The organism is Roseovarius sp. MBR-78, assembly GCF_040547535.1.
Taxonomy (GTDB): Bacteria; Pseudomonadota; Alphaproteobacteria; order Rhodobacterales; family Rhodobacteraceae; genus Roseovarius.
On record NZ_JBEPPX010000019.1, the window covers coordinates 52,530 to 68,068 of the forward strand.

A 15,539-nucleotide genomic window follows, 5' to 3' on the forward strand; every position below is an offset into this window, starting at 1 on the left:
GTCTATATCAGGGAGTGACGTCACAGTGCCGCCGCCCCGCCGAGGATTGCCGTGCATTGACTCGACAGCGTTCCACCATTGCCATGGCACAGCGCGAGCGTGCAGTCGGGAAGTTGCCGCTCGCCTGCGGTGCCACGGATCTGCGTCACCGCCTCGGCAATCAGGAACAGCCCATACATGCCCGGATGCACGCAGGACAGACCCCCGCCATTGGTGTTCACGGCAAGGTCTCCGCCCGGCGCGATGCGTCCGTCCTGAACAAACCGTCCGCCCTCTCCCTTGGGGCAAAAGCCGAGGTCCTCGAGAAACAGGATCGTGTTGATGGTGAAAGCGTCATAAAGCATCACAAGATCGAGCGCCTCGCGGCTGATCCCGGCCATTTCCAGCGCCCGCGGTCCGCTCTCGGCGGCGGCGGTGGTTGTCAGATCCGGCATCTCGGCGATCGAGCGGTGGGAATTGGCCGCTCCGACGCCCATCACGTAGACGGGGGTTTTATGCAGATCACGCGCGCGATCGGCGCGGGTCAGAACGACTGCGGCCGCGCCATCGGTGACAAGACAGCAATCGGCCTTGGTCAGAGGGTCCGAGATCATCCGCGCGCCCAGCACCTCGTCACGGGTCAGCGGGCCGCGGGCGAAGGCATCGGGGTTGAGATTGGCCCAGCCCCGCGCCGCCAGCGCCACATCAGCCAGGTCTTCGCGCGTCGTGCCGAAGCTGGCCATGTGTCGGCTGGCGGCAAGGCCGTAGGCGGTGATTGGATGGCGCGGGCCGTAAGGCGTTTCGTGCCATTGCGGCTCGGACATCGAGACAAGCTTGCCACCGGCGGTGCGCTGGTTCGATCCGTAACAGACCAGCGCCGCATCGCAGAGCCCGGCATCGAGCGCCATCGTGGCCTGCAACAGGTGCATCTCGAAGCTGGATCCGCCGACATTTGTGCCGTCGAAGAAGCGCGGCCTCAGCCCGAGATATTCCGCGACGCTCATCGTCGGGAACGCGTGCGACGAGGTTGCGGCAAACACCCCGTCGATCTCGGGCAACGTGAGCCCGGCATCGCGCACCGCGGCGATCGCCGCCTGTCCCAGCAATTCCATCGCCGAAAAGCCCGGTGCCTCGCCGGTGCCGGCGGTGGCCATGCCGACGATCGCCGCCTTGCCGCGCAGGTCAGATGGGGTGCCGCTCATGCCGCGCCCCCCTCGATCGGGTCAAAGACGACACGGGGGCCATCGTCGAGGTATTCTATCCGGGCAACGACGCGCGTGCCGACGGCCGCGGTTTCCACGGTCGGCAATGTCGACATCATGCGGACCCCCTCGTCGAGATCGACGAGCGCCACGTTCCGCGATCCCTCGCGGGACCGGTTGACCGTTATGGCATAAACCGTTCCGGTGCCTTGTGCCTCGACCCATTCAAGATCGGTCGCACCCTGCGGGGTGACGACGCGGGGATAAAACACGTATTCTCCGGTACTCGGCGCGCGCTGTATCATGAACCGCCCCGAGGCCAGATGCGCGTTATAGGCGGCCTCCGGGCCTGGTGATGCGACGTCTGCCTGTGTCATGTGTTGCCTTCTCTTCAATGCGAACCGGGTCCGTTCCAGTCGAGGATGAGGTGAGTCTGGGTGGCCACGGCAACGGTTTTCCCGTCGCCGCGAGTCATGGTGATCTGCAAAACCATCGTGGTGCTTCCACGGTGTAGCGGCACGCCCGTGGCCCGAACCGTGTCTCCCACGCGCACAGCGCGCAGAAAGTTGGTCTTGGCCTCGATCGTGGTGTTGGACTTCGCCACCGGGATATTCAAAAAGGCGATCGTGCCGGCGACATTGTCGGCAAGCGTCATCACCGCACCGCCATGCAGCGCGCCGTTTCGATTGGTGAGCCTTTGCGTCACCTCCATCGAACAGACGACGCGGTCAGCCGAGGCTTCGACCAGCTCGATCCCGGCGAGCGTGGCGAACTCGGACTGCGCCGGCATCTCCTCGGGGCGTCTCGGGGCGGTGTCGGACATGGTCAGGCGGACCTGGCGGCGAGGGTGCGGCGCGCGATGATGATCTGCTGGATCTGGCTGGTGCCCTCGTAGATCCGCAGGAGCCGCACATCGCGGTAAAACCGTTCGATGTCGTATTCGCTCATATAGCCCGCGCCGCCATGCACCTGTAGCGCGCGATCGGCGATGCGGCCCACCATCTCGGTGCAGAAATACTTGGTGCACGAGGCCTCGAGAACCGCTTTGCCCTCGCGGTCGAACGTCTCGGCGGTGGCGCGAACAAGCGCGCGCGCCGCGTGAAGATCGGCCTGGCAATCGGCGATAAGACCCTGCACGAGCTGATGCTCTCCGATCGGCTTTCCGAACTGCTTGCGCTCAAGAGCGTAATCGGTGGCGATGTCGAGCATCCGCTGTCCCTGACCTACGGCCATGGCCCCTATATGAATGCGGCCCCGGTCGAGCACTTTCATCGCGGTGCGGAACCCCTTGTTGAGGTTGTCGGGCCCGCCGATGATCGCGGTTTCGGGCACGCGCACGTCGTCAAAGATCACGTCCGATGTCTTGGTTCCGCGCTGACCCATTTTGCGGTCGGGCGCGGCAACCGTGATGCCGGGCGTGTCGGCCGGCACGAGGAAGGCGCTTACGCCACTGCCGTCGCGGCTTTCGGGATCGGTGCGTGCGAAAACCGTGAAGACACCGGCGAAAACCGCGTTGGTGATATAGCGCTTGGTCCCGTTGATGACGAAATCCGAGCCGTCGCGACGGGCCGCCGTGCGGATGCCACCCGCGTCCGATCCGTTGTCCGGCTCGGTCAGCGCGAAGGATGCCACGGTCTCTCCCGAAGCGATGCCTGGCAGCCACGCCTCTTTCTGCGCGTCAGTGCCATCCATGACGATGCCCTGCGAGCCGATCCCGACATTGGTGCCGATCAGAGATCGAAACGAAAGGGAGGCGTAGCAGAGCGTCTCGATCAACCGCGCCTCTTGTGCGGCATCAAGGCCGATGCCCCCGTATTTCTGGGGGGTCGAGAGGCCGAACAGGCCCATGTCGCGCATGTCCTGAACAATCTTGTCGGGTACGACATTGTCCTCCTCGACCTGCCGTTCGGTCGGGATGAGCCGGTCGCGCACGAATCGGTCGACGGTTTCGACCAACTGTTCGAACACGTCAGCATCGACATCCTTTGCCATTCTAACCCCTCCCATGTATCCCGCCGCGGATACCGCTTGCGCCTTCAACGCCATTCTTTATATTAAATACAATTTCGCAAGGAAAATCTGATGGAAGATGCGTCACTGCATAAACCAGTTCCCGCCGTGCAGAATGCCATGACGATTCTGCGCCTGCTTGCGGCGCGTGGCGCACCTATGGGTGCGACGCAGATCGCGCGCGAGGCCGGGCTGAACGTATCTTCGGCATTCAACATCCTGAAGACGCTGGCGCAGGGCGGGCTGCTGAGTTTTGATCCGGGCGACAAGACCTACCGCATCGGCATGGGAATGATGGAAGTGGTCGCACCGATCCTCGGCGCGAACCCCGCCGACCTGATTCGCCCGTTGCTGAACGAGATCGCCAAGAGCAACCAAGTGATGATAGCGCTATGGCAGATCACAGAGACGGAGCGTATCGTACTCATCGACCGGTTCACGCCGCGCTACATTGTGCAGGCGGTGATCTCGCGCAACAGCCGTCTTCCGGTCTTCGCGGGAGCCATGGGACGGTGTTACTCTGCTGCTTTGGGCCTTGACCGGAACGCAGCGGCGCGTGGATATGAAAGCGTGCGATGGCAATCCGCGCCGGGCTTCGAGGCGTATTGGAAAGATGTGCAGGCCGCGCGTGAAAGCGGCGTCGCTTTTGATCATGGCAACCTCTTCAAGGGGTTGGAGATCGTTGCGACGCTGGTGCGCGATGTTGGCGGCACGCCCCGGCTCGGCATGAGCAGCATCACCATTGCGGGCCAGCATACGCAAGAGGCCCTGCGATGCGTGGGGACAGAGCTCGCGGGCGCGGCGGAACGTATCGAAAGCAATATTTTCGGGCGTCATCACGGCGACGGCACCTTGGTTGATCCGGTGTCGTCGCTTCATCCCAGGGAGGACACATGACACAATCTCAACAACTCGACGGAAAGGTCATACTCGTGACCGGCGCCGGTGCCGGCATCGGTCGCGCGCTTGCCATTCAGGCTGGGCACGCGGGCGCACGGGTCGTGGTCAACGATCTGGGTGCGTCGCTCAAGGGCGCGTCGGAACAGAGTGCCGCGCATGAGGTGGTAGCCGAAATAGAGGCGGCGGGCGGCCATGCGGTGGCCGACGGCAACGACGTGTCCGATCCCGATGGTGCGAAAGCCATGGTGGCACGGGCCACGGATGCCTTCGGTCGGCTCGACGCAGTGGTGAACAATGCCGGTATTCTGCGCGACGCGTTCTTTCACAAGATGAGCTTTGAAGACTTTGATGCCGTTGTGAAAGTGCACCTCTACGGCACCTTCAACGTTTCGCGTGCCGCAGCCGATGTGTTCCGTGCGCAATCCGGCGGGTCGATCATCAACATGACCTCGACTTCGGGCCTGATCGGTAATCTCGCCCAGGCGAATTATTCGGCCGCGAAGCTGGGTATCGCGGCGCTGTCAAAGTCCATGGCGCTCGATCTCGCACGCTGGGGGGTGCGCTCCAACTGCATCGCGCCCTTCGCCTGGAGCCGCATGACATCCTCGATCAAGGTCGACAGCCCTGAACAGGAGGCGCGATTGGCCAATCTGCGCAAGATGGTGCCCGAGAAGATCGCGCCGCTCGCGCTGTATCTCGCCTCGGATGCCGCGAAGGACGTGACTGGCCAGATTTTTGCCGTGCGCAACAACGAAATATTCCTTATGTCGCAGCCGCGCCCGGTAAGATCGGTGCATGCCGGGGATGCCGGATGGAGCATCGAGAGCGTGGGCGCCCGCGCCATTCCCGCGCTGCGCGCGAATTTCCTGCCACTTGACGTGTCCGCCGACGTTTTCTCGTGGGAACCGGTCTGAGCAAACACCTTGCAGGTGCCAGGGCCATCTGTCCAAGCAAGACAGACCTGCCGCCGAAGTTTCATCCAGCCGGAACCGGAACCCGGCTGGACCCTGCGTGCATGATCTGCGTGCTTCTTCTGACGCCCGACTAGGAGGCTGGCCTGACTCGCACCAAAACATCTGCGCGGCCAATATGGGCGGCGCGCCCGTGCTGGTTCACCAGCTCGAATTTTCGTCCGATGCGACCAGTATTGCCGGATTTTCCAAGAGCCTTGTCAATGATCTCAAGACGCAGATGCAACGTGTCACCGATCAGGACGGGTTCGACGAATTGCCAACTCTTGACATCGAGCAGAGCGACCGCGCTGTCTTCGAAGATACCAAGCGTGTGCATCAAACCCAAACCCAGCCCGATACCGAAGGCACCGTGCATCAATCGTTGGCCGAACCGCGATCGACCGGCGAACTCGGCATCGTTGTGAATTGGGTTCCAGTCACCGGTCAGCATTGAAAACATGGTCAAATCGGTTTCGGTCATCGTCCTGGTCTGGCTGGTAAAAACCTGTCCCGGTTCGAAATCGTCATAGAACATCGAGCGGGTCATCTGGAACCTCCCTTCGCTATAAGATCGCGCGCCATCTCGGCCAGCTTGCCCCGTTGAATCTTGAGCCCGTTGGCACTGTCAGTGGTCGGGAAGGCATCGAGACCAAAGAAGCGATGAGGTATCTTGTAATGCGCGAGGAGCGGCTCCGTGAATGCGCGCAGCGCGCCTTCGTCAATCATGCTCCCTTCGTCCGGGATCACGAAAGCAACCGGACGCACCTTTCCCTCGATCTCGATCCCGACGACCTGCGCCTGCCTGACACCTGTCGCGCGCGCGATGACCTCTTCGATCTCCGCAGGATCCGTCAGAAAGCCCGACAATCGAATAAACTCGCCGTTTCGGGCGAGATACACGAAGGTGCCGTCTCCGCGTTCATACCCAAGATCATTGCTGCGGAAAAAACCGTCTTCGTCGATCGCCTTGGCCGTTGCCTCGGCGTTACGAAAATAACCGGTGAAATTTGTCTCCGCACTGATCTCGAGCACACCCACCTTGCCCGGAGCCACGAGCTCGCCGCTCTCGGGATCGCGAACACGCAATCTTCCCGCACCCGCCATGCGCCCCCCGCCCAGCATCCGCTCCTTGACAGGCAACTCCGAAGGTTGGATCGCGAAGATAGCGTTGACCTCGGAGGCACCATAAACGCCTCTCAGCGGCACACCGGATTTGGCCATTCGTTGCAGCAACGCGGCCTGCCCCGGTGTAAAGGACGCATAGCCGCACAATCGAGCCGTCTCGAAAGCTGACGGGTCCCGTTCCCACATCCGCCGAAACATTTCATCCGAGCCGAAGAAATGGGTAACCTTTCCCGTCTTCGCCGCGAAGGCCGCCTCTGCATCGCGGAATGCACGCAATATATGGACGGGCGCCCCTCCGACGACAGCCGCCAAGGTGGGGTTCAATCCAAAGACGCCGCAGAATGGCAAGGCCGCAAGATACGCTGCACCCGGCGCATCGAAGCCAAATGTGGATGCGCAATTGCGCGCGTGCATGGACACTGTGCCTTGCGTGTGCTGCACCAGCTTGGGCTTGCTCGTGGTGCCGGACGTTGTGAATAGAAGAACCGGGTCGGATGCACGCGCGTCTTTGGGCCCGAGCGGCTCGACGCTTTCCAGATTTATGGCTGTGACCTGTTTTCCTTGAATGGGCTCTGTCGGCTGAAAACTGGCAAGACATTCGAGATCGCCAAGTGCCGCAAGGTTCACCTCGGCGAGGATCTTGCGAACGTCGTCATGGGTATCGTCACCGCCAAAGACGAGAAGCCGCGCGCCAGAGTGACCGAGCACATGATCGAGCTCCGCGGCTCTGTAGCGCGTGTTTACCGCGACGATCACCGCACCGATGCGCGCCGCACCGAACAGGAGCGCCAGCCAGTCCACACCATTGGGAAGCCAGAGAGCAACGCGATCTCCGCGTTCGATCCCCTGCGCGCGCAGCCATGCGGCCGCCTTGCCTGCAAGTGTATGGAAGTCTGCCACGGACAAAGCCGCGCCATCGGGTGCCACAAGCATCACTGCACCAGGGTCACGTTCCTCAAGAAGTGCGTCGAAGGTCAGTCGTTCATCCATCAATAAAGCTCTATCAGTCGCTTGTTGTCAGCCAGCTCGGCAGGCTCTCCGGTCCAGGCAATGGCCCCGGATTTGACGACGAGCGCCCGGTCCGATATCTTGAGGGCCTCGCGCACGTTCTGCTCTACGAGCAGAATTGACATGCCCTCCTCCTGCTGCAGCTTTCGCACCGGCGCGAGAAGATCCTGGAAGAGCTTCGGTGCAAGCCCGATCGACGGCTCGTCCATCAACAGGATGCGGGGACGCGGCAGAAGGGCGCGACCGATCGAGACCATCTGCTGTTGCCCGCCGGACAGGGTGGATGCGGGTCGTTCCATGAATTCGCGGATCGCGGGCAGAATGCTCAAGACCCATGCCAGCCGCTCGGCCCGTTCGCGCTTTGGAACGCCCACGGCGTGCATACCGAGCGCGAAGATGTCCGATACTGACAGGGACGGAAACACGCCGCGCCCCTCAGGCACCATCGCCACGCCAAGATCTGCAATGTCGCGCGGGTTCAGCCGGGTCACGTCTTCGCCGTCGATGTGAACGGAACCCGCGTCTGGCGATATCAAGCCAAACATGGTCTTGAGCATCGTCGACTTGCCCGCACCGTTGTGACCGATCACGCAAAGCACTTCGGACTTGTTGAGGCTCAAGTCGATATTCGAAATAACCGACCGTCCGCCATATCCTGCTGCGAGGCCACGCGTCTCCAGGACCGGGGTCATGACTGATCTCCAAAATAGATTTTGGCCAGTTCCGGATCGTTCAGAACCGTATCCGGTTCCGCGTCCGCCAGCAGACGGCCGCGATCCAGAAACGCGATGCGGTCGGAGATACCGATAACGATATCCAGATTGTGCTCGATGATGCAGATCGTAGTGCCGCAAGCACGATCGTCCCGCAAGATCTTCAGGAACCGTTCGTAGGAATTCGGATCGAGGCCGGATGCCGGCTCGTCAAGCAGCCAAAGCCGCGCCTCGGTGGCCATGATCCGCGCAATCGACAGGAACTTGCGCTCTGCATAGGCGAGATCGAGGGCGCGCGTGTCACGCTTGTCGCTGAGGCCGGTGCGCTCGAGAATGTCTTCGATCCGCTCTTTCCGCTTTTGTCGCGCGGCCGACGACATGGGCAATGGCAGCAAGCCGTGTTCCGTGGCGCTCATGATGTTATCCCAGACGCTCATGCTGTCGAAGAGGCGCAGGTCCTGGTAGGTCCGCATGATTCCGCGTCTGGCAATGAGATGCGGCTTGCTGCCTGAAATGTCTTGTCCGAGCCATTCTACTTTACCGTTGTCGCGCACGAGATTGCCGGTAATCAGATTGAACAGGGTCGTTTTTCCCGCGCCGTTCGGGCCGACAAGGGTGGTGACGATCCCTGCACGCAAGTCCATCGTCACGTCGTCCACAGCCTTCATGCCCCCGAAGCTCTTGTCGAGGTTGCGGAGCCGCAAGAGCGGCTCTCCATATGCGATCGTGTTGTTGCTCATGCCCCGCTCCTGCGGCCCACAATCCCGCCGGGCCGAAAGATCATCAGGAGCGTCATGCCTAGCCCGTAGATGATTTGTTGCAGCGCGCCGATCTCGGTCTGCGGTAGAAAGCTGAGATAGGAAATCGCCGAGGGCAGGATCAGAAGTATCGCCGCCCCAACCAGCGGCCCCAGGAACGTGCCGGTCCCGCCGATAATCACCATCGCCATCAGCAGCACAGATGTGTCCAGCATAAAGCTTTCCACGTTGATGAAGCTGATGAAGCTGGCGTAAAGCGCGCCCGCCACTGCCGCGAGAGCGGCGGAAATGACCACTGCGACGGTCTTGATAAGGGGAACATTCTTGCCGAAGCTCGCCGCCGCGCTCTCGCTGTCGCGGATCGCCCTGAGGTTGCGACCGAAGCTCGAGCGGACCAGCGCCAAGGTCACGGCGATCACGAGGATCAGCGCGACTACGCTGACCATGGCGAATTCCTTCGGTCGATAAATCTCGGCGCCGAACAAGGTCACCGGCGGGATGGCGAGGACGCCGCCGATGCCACCGGTAAAACTCTTCCATTCCGAAAATATGGTCACGGCGATCACTTGAAGGCCAAGCGACGCGGCAACGAAATACTCACCTCTCACGCGCAGAGCAGGGAGCGCCAGAACCAGCGAGACCACCGCCGCTGCCAGCATCGCTGCGGGGATTGTGACGAAGGTGGACGGCGTGACATTCAGCCCGACCCATGCGGACGTGTAGGCACCCAGGCCGAAAAACACGGCATGCGCCAATGAATAGATGCCGGCATAGCCGATGATGAAGTTCAAGGAGACCGCGAGGATCCCGTAGATAGCGATGAGATTCAGCAGATTGAAGATATAGGCTTCCATGGAACGTCCATTCTCGTCAGTGCGCTGTTGCCCGGCCCAAAAGACCAGAGGGACGGATGAGGATGAAGGCGAACAGGATCGCGAAGGTGACGGCTTCGGTCCATTGCGAGGCAACAAAAAGAAGCGCCATACTTTCGGCGAGACCGAGGATCAGGCCGGCCAGGAGCGTGCCGTAGACGGACCCGATACCCCCAACGATGGATGCCGCGAGCGAAATCAGCATGACATGATGCCCGATCGCGGGATTGAGACCTGTCGTGGCCGACGTGATGATCGCCGCCGGAACCACGAGCACGGATCCGATCACGAAAACGATTGCACTGATCCTCTGCGGCGAGAGCCCAAAGATACGCACCAATTCGGGATTGTCACTCAGCGCGCGCAGCGCCATGCCCGTATGGGTGTGTCGCAGGAAGAGGTGAAGCGCGCCCAGAAAAAGCATAGCGCATGCAATGGCGATCCACGCCAAGGGCGCAACGTAAACGCCCGGCAAGATTTCCGACCCCCGCGACAATGGAGTGTTGACAGTGACGAAGCCGCGCCCGAACACCATGCCAAGTAGGTTTTGCACCACAATACCGACCCCGAACGACGCGACGAACACGGTGAAGAACGATCCCTCATGACGCTGGACCGGAACGTAGACCAGCCAGTAGATAAGAAGACCGAACGCGACAGCACCCGCGGCGGCGCCGAGGATCGCAGGAACTGGCCCAAGACCGGCTTGGGAGATGAAGTAGAAGAAGTAGGCGGCAATCGCGAAGGTCGCCCCATGGGCGAAGTGGAAAATCCTCGTTGATCCGAAGATCAACGAAAATCCCACCGCAGTCAGGGCATAGAGTGCACCGGTCTGAAGACCGGTGACTGCAAGTTGAAGAACAAGCATCTTGCTCAGCCACTCAATTGAAGGACACGGAACTGAGCGTCGTCGTGGCACCGCTCTCGATCCTCTTGACCTCGATCGGGAACAGAAGGGTTCCATTCTCCTGAAATGACACCGTTCCACCCACCAGGTCGAAGCTTCCCATCTCACGCCGCTTGGCCAACAGGTTTGTCCCGGTAACGTCTTTCCCGTCTGCCTCGAGAGCCCCGGCAAGAATGCCAAAGAGCATCGTCGCATTGTAGTAGTTCACGTTGTATGCGGTTGGGTCTTGATCGTATTTCTCGCGAAAGCCGTCGACAAAACGCTGGGTCATCGGGTTGTCGCTCGCGAAATCGACAGACTGGCTAGTCACCAGCATGCCTTCACTTTCGGGCAATTGCAGCGCATCGTTCACAGTGTATCCCGAATAGGACGCGAATTGCGCGCTGACCCCATTGTCACGCAGTTGCTTGACGATCTGCACCTGCTGATTGCCATAGCTTGCGATGTAAACAAGGTCCGCACCGCTCGACCGGATTTGCGCGGCTATGCCAGAGAATTGCTGAGCCGTGGTGGGTACTGAGTAGGAGCCAACCAGCTCCCCGCCCACCTCTGGCAGAACCGCTTTCAGCTCGGCTTCCATCGCCTGGCCGAGGGGGTCGTCGACATAGACCAGCGCCACGCTCGTCAGATCAAGCTCGTTCACCGCGTAGGGAATCAGGGCTCTTACCTCGAGATTGGCCAACGGAATAACGTTCCAGAAATACTCGCCGAGTTCTGCGAGATCCGGGCCCACACCGCCGCCGTTCACGACGACAACCTGATTTCGTTGTCCGAGGGTCGAGATAGCCTTGGACACGCCCGTGAACGCGGAAAGCGTGTAAGGCACTCCGGTCACATTCACCAGTTTGGTCATGCCGACCATCGCGGGCTGTGGCAGCGCCTGGCTATCCTCATAGGCGATGGACACTGTGTCTGACAACATGTCGTCGGCATTGATGTGCTCGACTGCCAGATCGGCGCCCGCCATGAAGATTTCACCGTATATCGCATTCGTCCCTGAAAGCGGGAACAGAGCGCCAATAGTGTAGTCCTCTGCCCAAGCTGTCGTCGCCGTCAGGATCGAGGCCGTCAGGATGATTTTCGATTTCGCAAACAATTTCGTCTCCCCAGATGTTTTGCAGCGCCGGAAACGTCGGCCGGCTCATGAGCTATGGTTCGTTGACCTTCTTGAGGCTTCTTTTGCCAAACCTGTAAAATAATTCTCTGTGGAAAAAATTATTCTGTCAAGAGAACATAGATGGTCCTGCTTTTTCGACCAGAATGCAGCCCAGTTAAGGTGGATCAGGGTTTCACATAAGGCTGCCATTCTCACCGGGTCGTTTTTGCTGGCATGGACCTCGTGGGGGGGCAAGAGTCCATGGGTCGAGTGGGACCGCTCGGCGTTGCAATGGGCCAGCGCCATTGCCCGATACCTTCACAGGCCTGTGACCCGGTCTCGAAGGCGCGCAGGGTGACGCATTCGTATTTAGCTTTACGGACGTTCGGCTCGGCGACCGCCCTTACGAGGCGCGGGAACGGGCTGCACCGCGATCAGGTAATGCGGCGCGTGCTTGCACTTCATCCGCTGGCGATGGAAAAGATGGCGAAGGGGGGCGTATGACGATCCGGCTGAGCGATCATTTTGACGAAGCGACATTGGCGCGGGGGCGCGATTATGCGCGCCGCGGATTTGTTGTTTCGGTCGAGGCGATGCCCGATGGTGCGCTCCGGTCGCGGGTGTCGAACGGGCGCGGGCAGAGCTATCAACAACGGATCACGCTGGATCACGGGCTGGTCGATGGCATGTGTTCCTGCCCGGTCGGATATAATTGCAAACATGTGGTCGCCGTCCTCGTGAAATGGAACGCGGAGCAGGGCAGCACCCGTCGCGGCGCACCGGGCCTTGCGGCACCGGTGCAGGGCTGGCTGCGCCGGGTCAAGGAGAGCACCGCCCCGACACTGCCGGAAATGCCGCCCGAGGGTTACCCGGATACGGTCAAGGACCGGCTGATTTACGTCCTGATGCCGCAAGACCCGAGGGTCAAGATCGACATCTACAAGGGTCGGATCAATGCGGCGGGCACCGCGCTCAACCGGTCCATCCGGCGCTATGACGCGCTGCGCGCGCTGCAAGGGGCGACCCCGGCCAAGTTTATCCGTCCAGCGGATCTCGACCTTCTCGCGGCCCTGGCGCAGGCGCGCCTGTGGGACGCGCATTACAGCTATGGCCTGCCCGACCTCATCCGACCCAAGGGTGCGGATGTGATCACCCTGATCCAGCGGCTTTGCGACACCGGGCGCTTCCTGCATGACAACGCGCCTGATGCGCATCTGGCGTGGTCGGCGGCGTGCCCGACGCCCCGGCTGGCCTGGCAGATGGCGGCGGATGGCAATCAAAGGCTGGGGTTCGAGGATGAGAGCGGCCAGCCGCTGGAATTGCGCGGGATGAACGGGGCCGCGCTCTGGCTCGACAAGGAAAAGGGGCAGATCGGGGCGCTGGCGCAGGCGGTCGACACGGAGGTGTTGCGCCTTGTGGCCGCCAGTCCCGAGATCGCCCCGCATGAGGCGGGCGCGCTTGCCACGGCGCTGCCCGAAACGCTTGGCGGGCTCGACCTGCCACGCCCGAGTGCGCCGCGCCAGATCCGGCGCAAGGCGACACAGCGTCTCGCGCGGCTGACGCTTGGGGCCGAGACTGCGCGCGACGGCCCGCGCTATTGGGGCAATTCGCTGCAATTGCCGACGCTGACCTTGCGCTTTGCCTATGACGGTCAGGAGGTGCCCGAGGGCGGGGACGATCCGCGCAGGATCGAGGACGGCCAGATCGTGACGCTGGCGCGCGACCCCGACTGGGAACGGGCCTGCGCCAATAAATTGATGCAGGCGGGCGCATTGCGGGTGGAGGAGTTGGAATTCCATTGGCCGGGCGAGCGGATGATGACATGCGATTTCGTCTTTGCTGATGGCGAGATGAACATGCACAGCCTTGAGATGTCACACGCCGACGCGGCGCTCGATTTCGCCTTCCGCACCCTGCCTGCCTTGCGCCGCGACGGCTGGGAGGTGATCGAGACGCCAAGATGGCCCTTCCGCCTCAGCACGGAGGCGGCATCGCTGAGCGTCGTCACCCGGTCCGAGGCGGGTGCCGCGTTTCAGGGCAATGACTGGTTCTCGCTGGGGTTTCAGGCCGAGATCGGCGGCAAGGCGGTGGATGTGGCCCCCCTCATCGCGGCGTTTCTGGAGCAGAGCCGCGAGGAGTGGGACGAGGTGCCCGAGGTCGGGGCGCTGGCGCAGCATCTGGCCGAACGTCCGGTTTACCTTGACCGGGGCAAGGCGGGTTATGCCGCGCTCGATCTCAGCCCGCTTGCGCCCTTGCTGCATCTCTTTCTGACCCATCATGCCGAGCTTGGTGCGCTGCACCCCTCTGACGCCACGGTCGCGCGACTGGCCGAAGAGGCGTTGGCGGGCAGCGACATCCGCTTTGCCGACAAGGCCGGAATCCTGCCACTGGCGCGCAGCCTTCAGACGCTGGCCGAGGCGAAAACCTTTGAGGCCCCCAAGGGACTGAAGGCGCAGTTGCGCGATTATCAGGCCTATGGGGCGGCATGGATGGGCAGCTTGCTTGCCGCCGGGTTCGGCGGCGTGCTGGCCGACGATATGGGGCTGGGCAAGACGGTGCAGGTGCTGGCGCTGTTGCAGGCCCGGCGCGAGGCGGGGGCAATGGGCCCGGCGCTGATCATCGTGCCCACGAGCCTCTTGCACGGGTGGCAGACACAAGCGGCACAGTTCACCCCCGATCTGCGCCTTGTGGTCCTGCATGGCACGGGTCGCGCGGCGTTGCGCGAGGCGGCACTCAAGGCCGATCTGGTGCTGACCACCTATCCGCTTCTGGCGCGCGACCGTGACTGGCTGGCGGCGCAGGACTGGCCGCTGGTCATTCTGGACGAGGCGCAGACGCTCAAGAACCCCGCGTCGCAAATGGCCAAGACCCTGCGCGAGATACCCGCCAGGGGGCGGATGGCGCTGACCGGCACGCCGCTTGAAAACTCGCTTCAGGACATCTGGACCCTGATCGACTGGATCAATCCCGGCCTTCTCGGGGATCGCAAGCGGTTTCAGACGCTGTTCCGCACCCCGATCGAAAAGCACGGTGACGCGGGCGCGCAGGCAAGGCTGAACCGGCGCTTGCGCCCGTTCCTCTTGCGCCGCACCAAGGATGAGGTGGCGGGCGAACTGCCGCCCAAGACCGAAATTCTTGAACGGGTCGATCTGCCAAAGGCGCAACAGGCGCTATACGAGACGGTGCGCAGCGCGATGGACGCTCGCGTGCGCGAGGCGGTCGGCACGCGCGGGCTGGCGGCGGCGCGGATCACGGTGCTCGATGCGCTCTTGAAACTGCGGCAGGTCTGTTGCGATCCGGGTCTGGTCAAGACCGAGGCCGCGCGCTCTGTCACCGAGAGCGCCAAGCGCGCGCGGCTGCGCGAGCTTTTGGGAGAGCTGGTGGCCGAGGGCCGGAGGGTGCTGGTGTTTTCGCAATTCGTCGAGATGCTGCGCCTGATCGAGACCGATCTGACCGAGGCGGGCATTGCCCATCTCACGCTGACCGGCCAGACGCAGAACCGCGCGGGCATGCTTGAGGCCTTTGCCCAAGGTCACGCCCCGGTGTTTCTGCTCAGCCTCAAGGCGGGCGGTATCGGCCTCACGCTGACCGAGGCCGATACCGTGATCCTTTACGATCCGTGGTGGAACCCGGCGGTGGAACGCCAGGCGATGGACCGCACCCACCGGATCGGGCAGGACAGGCCGGTCTTCGTTCACCGGCTGGTGGCGGCGGGCACGGTTGAGGAAAAAATCCTCGACATGCAGAGCCGCAAACAGGCGCTGGCCGACGCGCTCTTTGACACTGCTGCCGATGCCGCCACGCCCCTGCTCGATGAAACCACCCTGCAAGATCTGTTCGCCCCGCTGGGGAGGTGAATAAGCCTGAATGGAGTGTCCCGGCGGATGGTTCAGCCGCTCTATGGCGTTGGTGGTTCGTGCAGCTTTCCATTGCGCCGGGTCAAGGCGGGTGAAGGTAAACAAACGATCTCCGGCTTCCTCAAGGCTATCGGCGACCGCGCGGCATTTCAGCCGCCA

The 15,539-nt window shown here is 62.1% G+C and carries 14 protein-coding genes and 1 pseudogene; 3 read left to right on the forward strand and 12 right to left on the reverse strand.

Features of this window, described 5'->3' with window-relative positions; genetic code table 11:
* Positions 1 to 20: 20 nt before the first annotated feature.
* From ABIE58_RS14725 to ABIE58_RS14740, 4 genes are read right to left on the reverse strand one after another with little or no spacing between them, the layout of a single operon-like run.
* Positions 21 to 1,181, reverse strand: coding sequence for a thiolase family protein (locus ABIE58_RS14725; protein WP_354545467.1), 1,161 nt, complete (start codon positions 1,179 to 1,181; stop codon positions 21 to 23).
* Positions 1,178 to 1,558: a Zn-ribbon domain-containing OB-fold protein gene (locus ABIE58_RS14730; protein WP_354545468.1), complete on the reverse strand. Its 381-nt coding sequence runs from the start codon at positions 1,556 to 1,558 to the stop codon at positions 1,178 to 1,180. The genes ABIE58_RS14725 and ABIE58_RS14730 overlap by 4 nt, the downstream gene beginning before the upstream one ends.
* A 14-nt stretch (positions 1,559 to 1,572) precedes the next feature.
* A complete protein-coding gene (locus tag ABIE58_RS14735) occupies positions 1,573 to 2,004 on the reverse strand; it encodes a PaaI family thioesterase (RefSeq protein ID WP_354545469.1) in 432 nt (143 codons plus the stop codon).
* Positions 2,005 to 2,006: 2 nt separating this feature from the next.
* On the reverse strand, positions 2,007 to 3,173 hold the full coding sequence (locus ABIE58_RS14740; protein WP_354545470.1) for an acyl-CoA dehydrogenase family protein: 1,167 nt from the start codon (positions 3,171 to 3,173) through the stop codon (positions 2,007 to 2,009).
* A 90-nt stretch (positions 3,174 to 3,263) separates the two neighbouring features.
* Between ABIE58_RS14740 and ABIE58_RS14745 the strand changes: the two genes are divergently transcribed.
* Positions 3,264 to 4,088: an IclR family transcriptional regulator gene (locus ABIE58_RS14745; RefSeq protein ID WP_354545471.1), complete on the forward strand. Its 825-nt coding sequence runs from the start codon at positions 3,264 to 3,266 to the stop codon at positions 4,086 to 4,088.
* A complete protein-coding gene (locus ABIE58_RS14750; protein WP_354545472.1) occupies positions 4,085 to 5,005 on the forward strand; it encodes an SDR family NAD(P)-dependent oxidoreductase in 921 nt (306 codons plus the stop codon). Before ABIE58_RS14745 ends, ABIE58_RS14750 begins: the two co-directional genes overlap by 4 nt.
* Positions 5,006 to 5,135: 130 nt before the next feature.
* Here ABIE58_RS14750 and ABIE58_RS14755 read toward each other — a convergent pair whose 3' ends face one another.
* The 7 genes from ABIE58_RS14755 to ABIE58_RS14785 are packed head-to-tail and all read right to left on the reverse strand — an operon-like array spanning position 5,136 to position 11,523.
* A complete protein-coding gene (locus ABIE58_RS14755; RefSeq protein ID WP_354545473.1) occupies positions 5,136 to 5,591 on the reverse strand; it encodes a MaoC/PaaZ C-terminal domain-containing protein in 456 nt (151 codons plus the stop codon).
* Positions 5,588 to 7,159 carry an AMP-binding protein gene (locus ABIE58_RS14760; RefSeq protein ID WP_354545474.1) on the reverse strand — a complete coding sequence of 524 codons (1,572 nt, stop codon included), beginning with the start codon at positions 7,157 to 7,159 and terminating at the stop codon, positions 5,588 to 5,590. Before ABIE58_RS14760 ends, ABIE58_RS14755 begins: the two co-directional genes overlap by 4 nt.
* On the reverse strand, positions 7,159 to 7,869 hold the full coding sequence (locus tag ABIE58_RS14765) for an ABC transporter ATP-binding protein (protein WP_354545475.1): 711 nt from the start codon (positions 7,867 to 7,869) through the stop codon (positions 7,159 to 7,161). Before ABIE58_RS14765 ends, ABIE58_RS14760 begins: the two co-directional genes overlap by 1 nt.
* Positions 7,866 to 8,630, reverse strand: a complete 765-nt coding sequence (locus ABIE58_RS14770) for an ABC transporter ATP-binding protein (RefSeq protein WP_354545476.1) — start codon at positions 8,628 to 8,630, stop codon at positions 7,866 to 7,868. The genes ABIE58_RS14765 and ABIE58_RS14770 overlap by 4 nt, the downstream gene beginning before the upstream one ends.
* Complete coding sequence (locus ABIE58_RS14775; protein WP_354545477.1) at positions 8,627 to 9,502, reverse strand: branched-chain amino acid ABC transporter permease; 876 nt, start codon at positions 9,500 to 9,502, stop codon at positions 8,627 to 8,629. Before ABIE58_RS14775 ends, ABIE58_RS14770 begins: the two co-directional genes overlap by 4 nt.
* Before the next feature lie 16 nt (positions 9,503 to 9,518).
* Positions 9,519 to 10,388, reverse strand: a complete 870-nt coding sequence (locus ABIE58_RS14780) for a branched-chain amino acid ABC transporter permease (RefSeq protein WP_354545478.1) — start codon at positions 10,386 to 10,388, stop codon at positions 9,519 to 9,521.
* A 13-nt stretch (positions 10,389 to 10,401) separates the two neighbouring features.
* Positions 10,402 to 11,523, reverse strand: coding sequence for an ABC transporter substrate-binding protein (locus ABIE58_RS14785; protein ID WP_354545479.1), 1,122 nt, complete (start codon positions 11,521 to 11,523; stop codon positions 10,402 to 10,404).
* Positions 11,524 to 12,023: 500 nt separating this feature from the next.
* On the opposite strand from ABIE58_RS14785, the gene ABIE58_RS14790 reads away from it, so the two are divergent.
* Positions 12,024 to 15,380: a DEAD/DEAH box helicase gene (locus ABIE58_RS14790; RefSeq protein ID WP_354545480.1), complete on the forward strand. Its 3,357-nt coding sequence runs from the start codon at positions 12,024 to 12,026 to the stop codon at positions 15,378 to 15,380.
* A 30-nt stretch (positions 15,381 to 15,410) separates the two neighbouring features.
* Here the strand turns inward: ABIE58_RS14790 and ABIE58_RS14795 are convergent.
* Positions 15,411 to 15,539 (reverse strand): annotated as a pseudogene (locus tag ABIE58_RS14795) (transposase); the annotation flags it as partial.

What these genes read in the sequence shown, in the direction of transcription:
- ABIE58_RS14725 (WP_354545467.1), bottom strand. Translation starts at nt 1,181, where the DNA reads ATGAGCGGCACCCCATCTGACCTGCGCGGCAAGGCGGCGATCGTCGGC.
- ABIE58_RS14730 (WP_354545468.1), bottom strand. Translation starts at nt 1,558, where the DNA reads ATGACACAGGCAGACGTCGCATCACCAGGCCCGGAGGCCGCCTATAAC.
- ABIE58_RS14735 (WP_354545469.1), bottom strand. Translation starts at nt 2,004, where the DNA reads ATGTCCGACACCGCCCCGAGACGCCCCGAGGAGATGCCGGCGCAGTCC.
- ABIE58_RS14740 (WP_354545470.1), bottom strand. Translation starts at nt 3,173, where the DNA reads ATGGCAAAGGATGTCGATGCTGACGTGTTCGAACAGTTGGTCGAAACC.
- ABIE58_RS14745 (WP_354545471.1), top strand. Translation starts at nt 3,264, where the DNA reads ATGGAAGATGCGTCACTGCATAAACCAGTTCCCGCCGTGCAGAATGCC.
- ABIE58_RS14750 (WP_354545472.1), top strand. Translation starts at nt 4,085, where the DNA reads ATGACACAATCTCAACAACTCGACGGAAAGGTCATACTCGTGACCGGC.
- ABIE58_RS14755 (WP_354545473.1), bottom strand. Translation starts at nt 5,591, where the DNA reads ATGACCCGCTCGATGTTCTATGACGATTTCGAACCGGGACAGGTTTTT.
- ABIE58_RS14760 (WP_354545474.1), bottom strand. Translation starts at nt 7,159, where the DNA reads ATGGATGAACGACTGACCTTCGACGCACTTCTTGAGGAACGTGACCCT.
- ABIE58_RS14765 (WP_354545475.1), bottom strand. Translation starts at nt 7,869, where the DNA reads ATGACCCCGGTCCTGGAGACGCGTGGCCTCGCAGCAGGATATGGCGGA.
- ABIE58_RS14770 (WP_354545476.1), bottom strand. Translation starts at nt 8,630, where the DNA reads ATGAGCAACAACACGATCGCATATGGAGAGCCGCTCTTGCGGCTCCGC.
- ABIE58_RS14775 (WP_354545477.1), bottom strand. Translation starts at nt 9,502, where the DNA reads ATGGAAGCCTATATCTTCAATCTGCTGAATCTCATCGCTATCTACGGG.
- ABIE58_RS14780 (WP_354545478.1), bottom strand. Translation starts at nt 10,388, where the DNA reads ATGCTTGTTCTTCAACTTGCAGTCACCGGTCTTCAGACCGGTGCACTC.
- ABIE58_RS14790 (WP_354545480.1), top strand. Translation starts at nt 12,024, where the DNA reads ATGACGATCCGGCTGAGCGATCATTTTGACGAAGCGACATTGGCGCGG.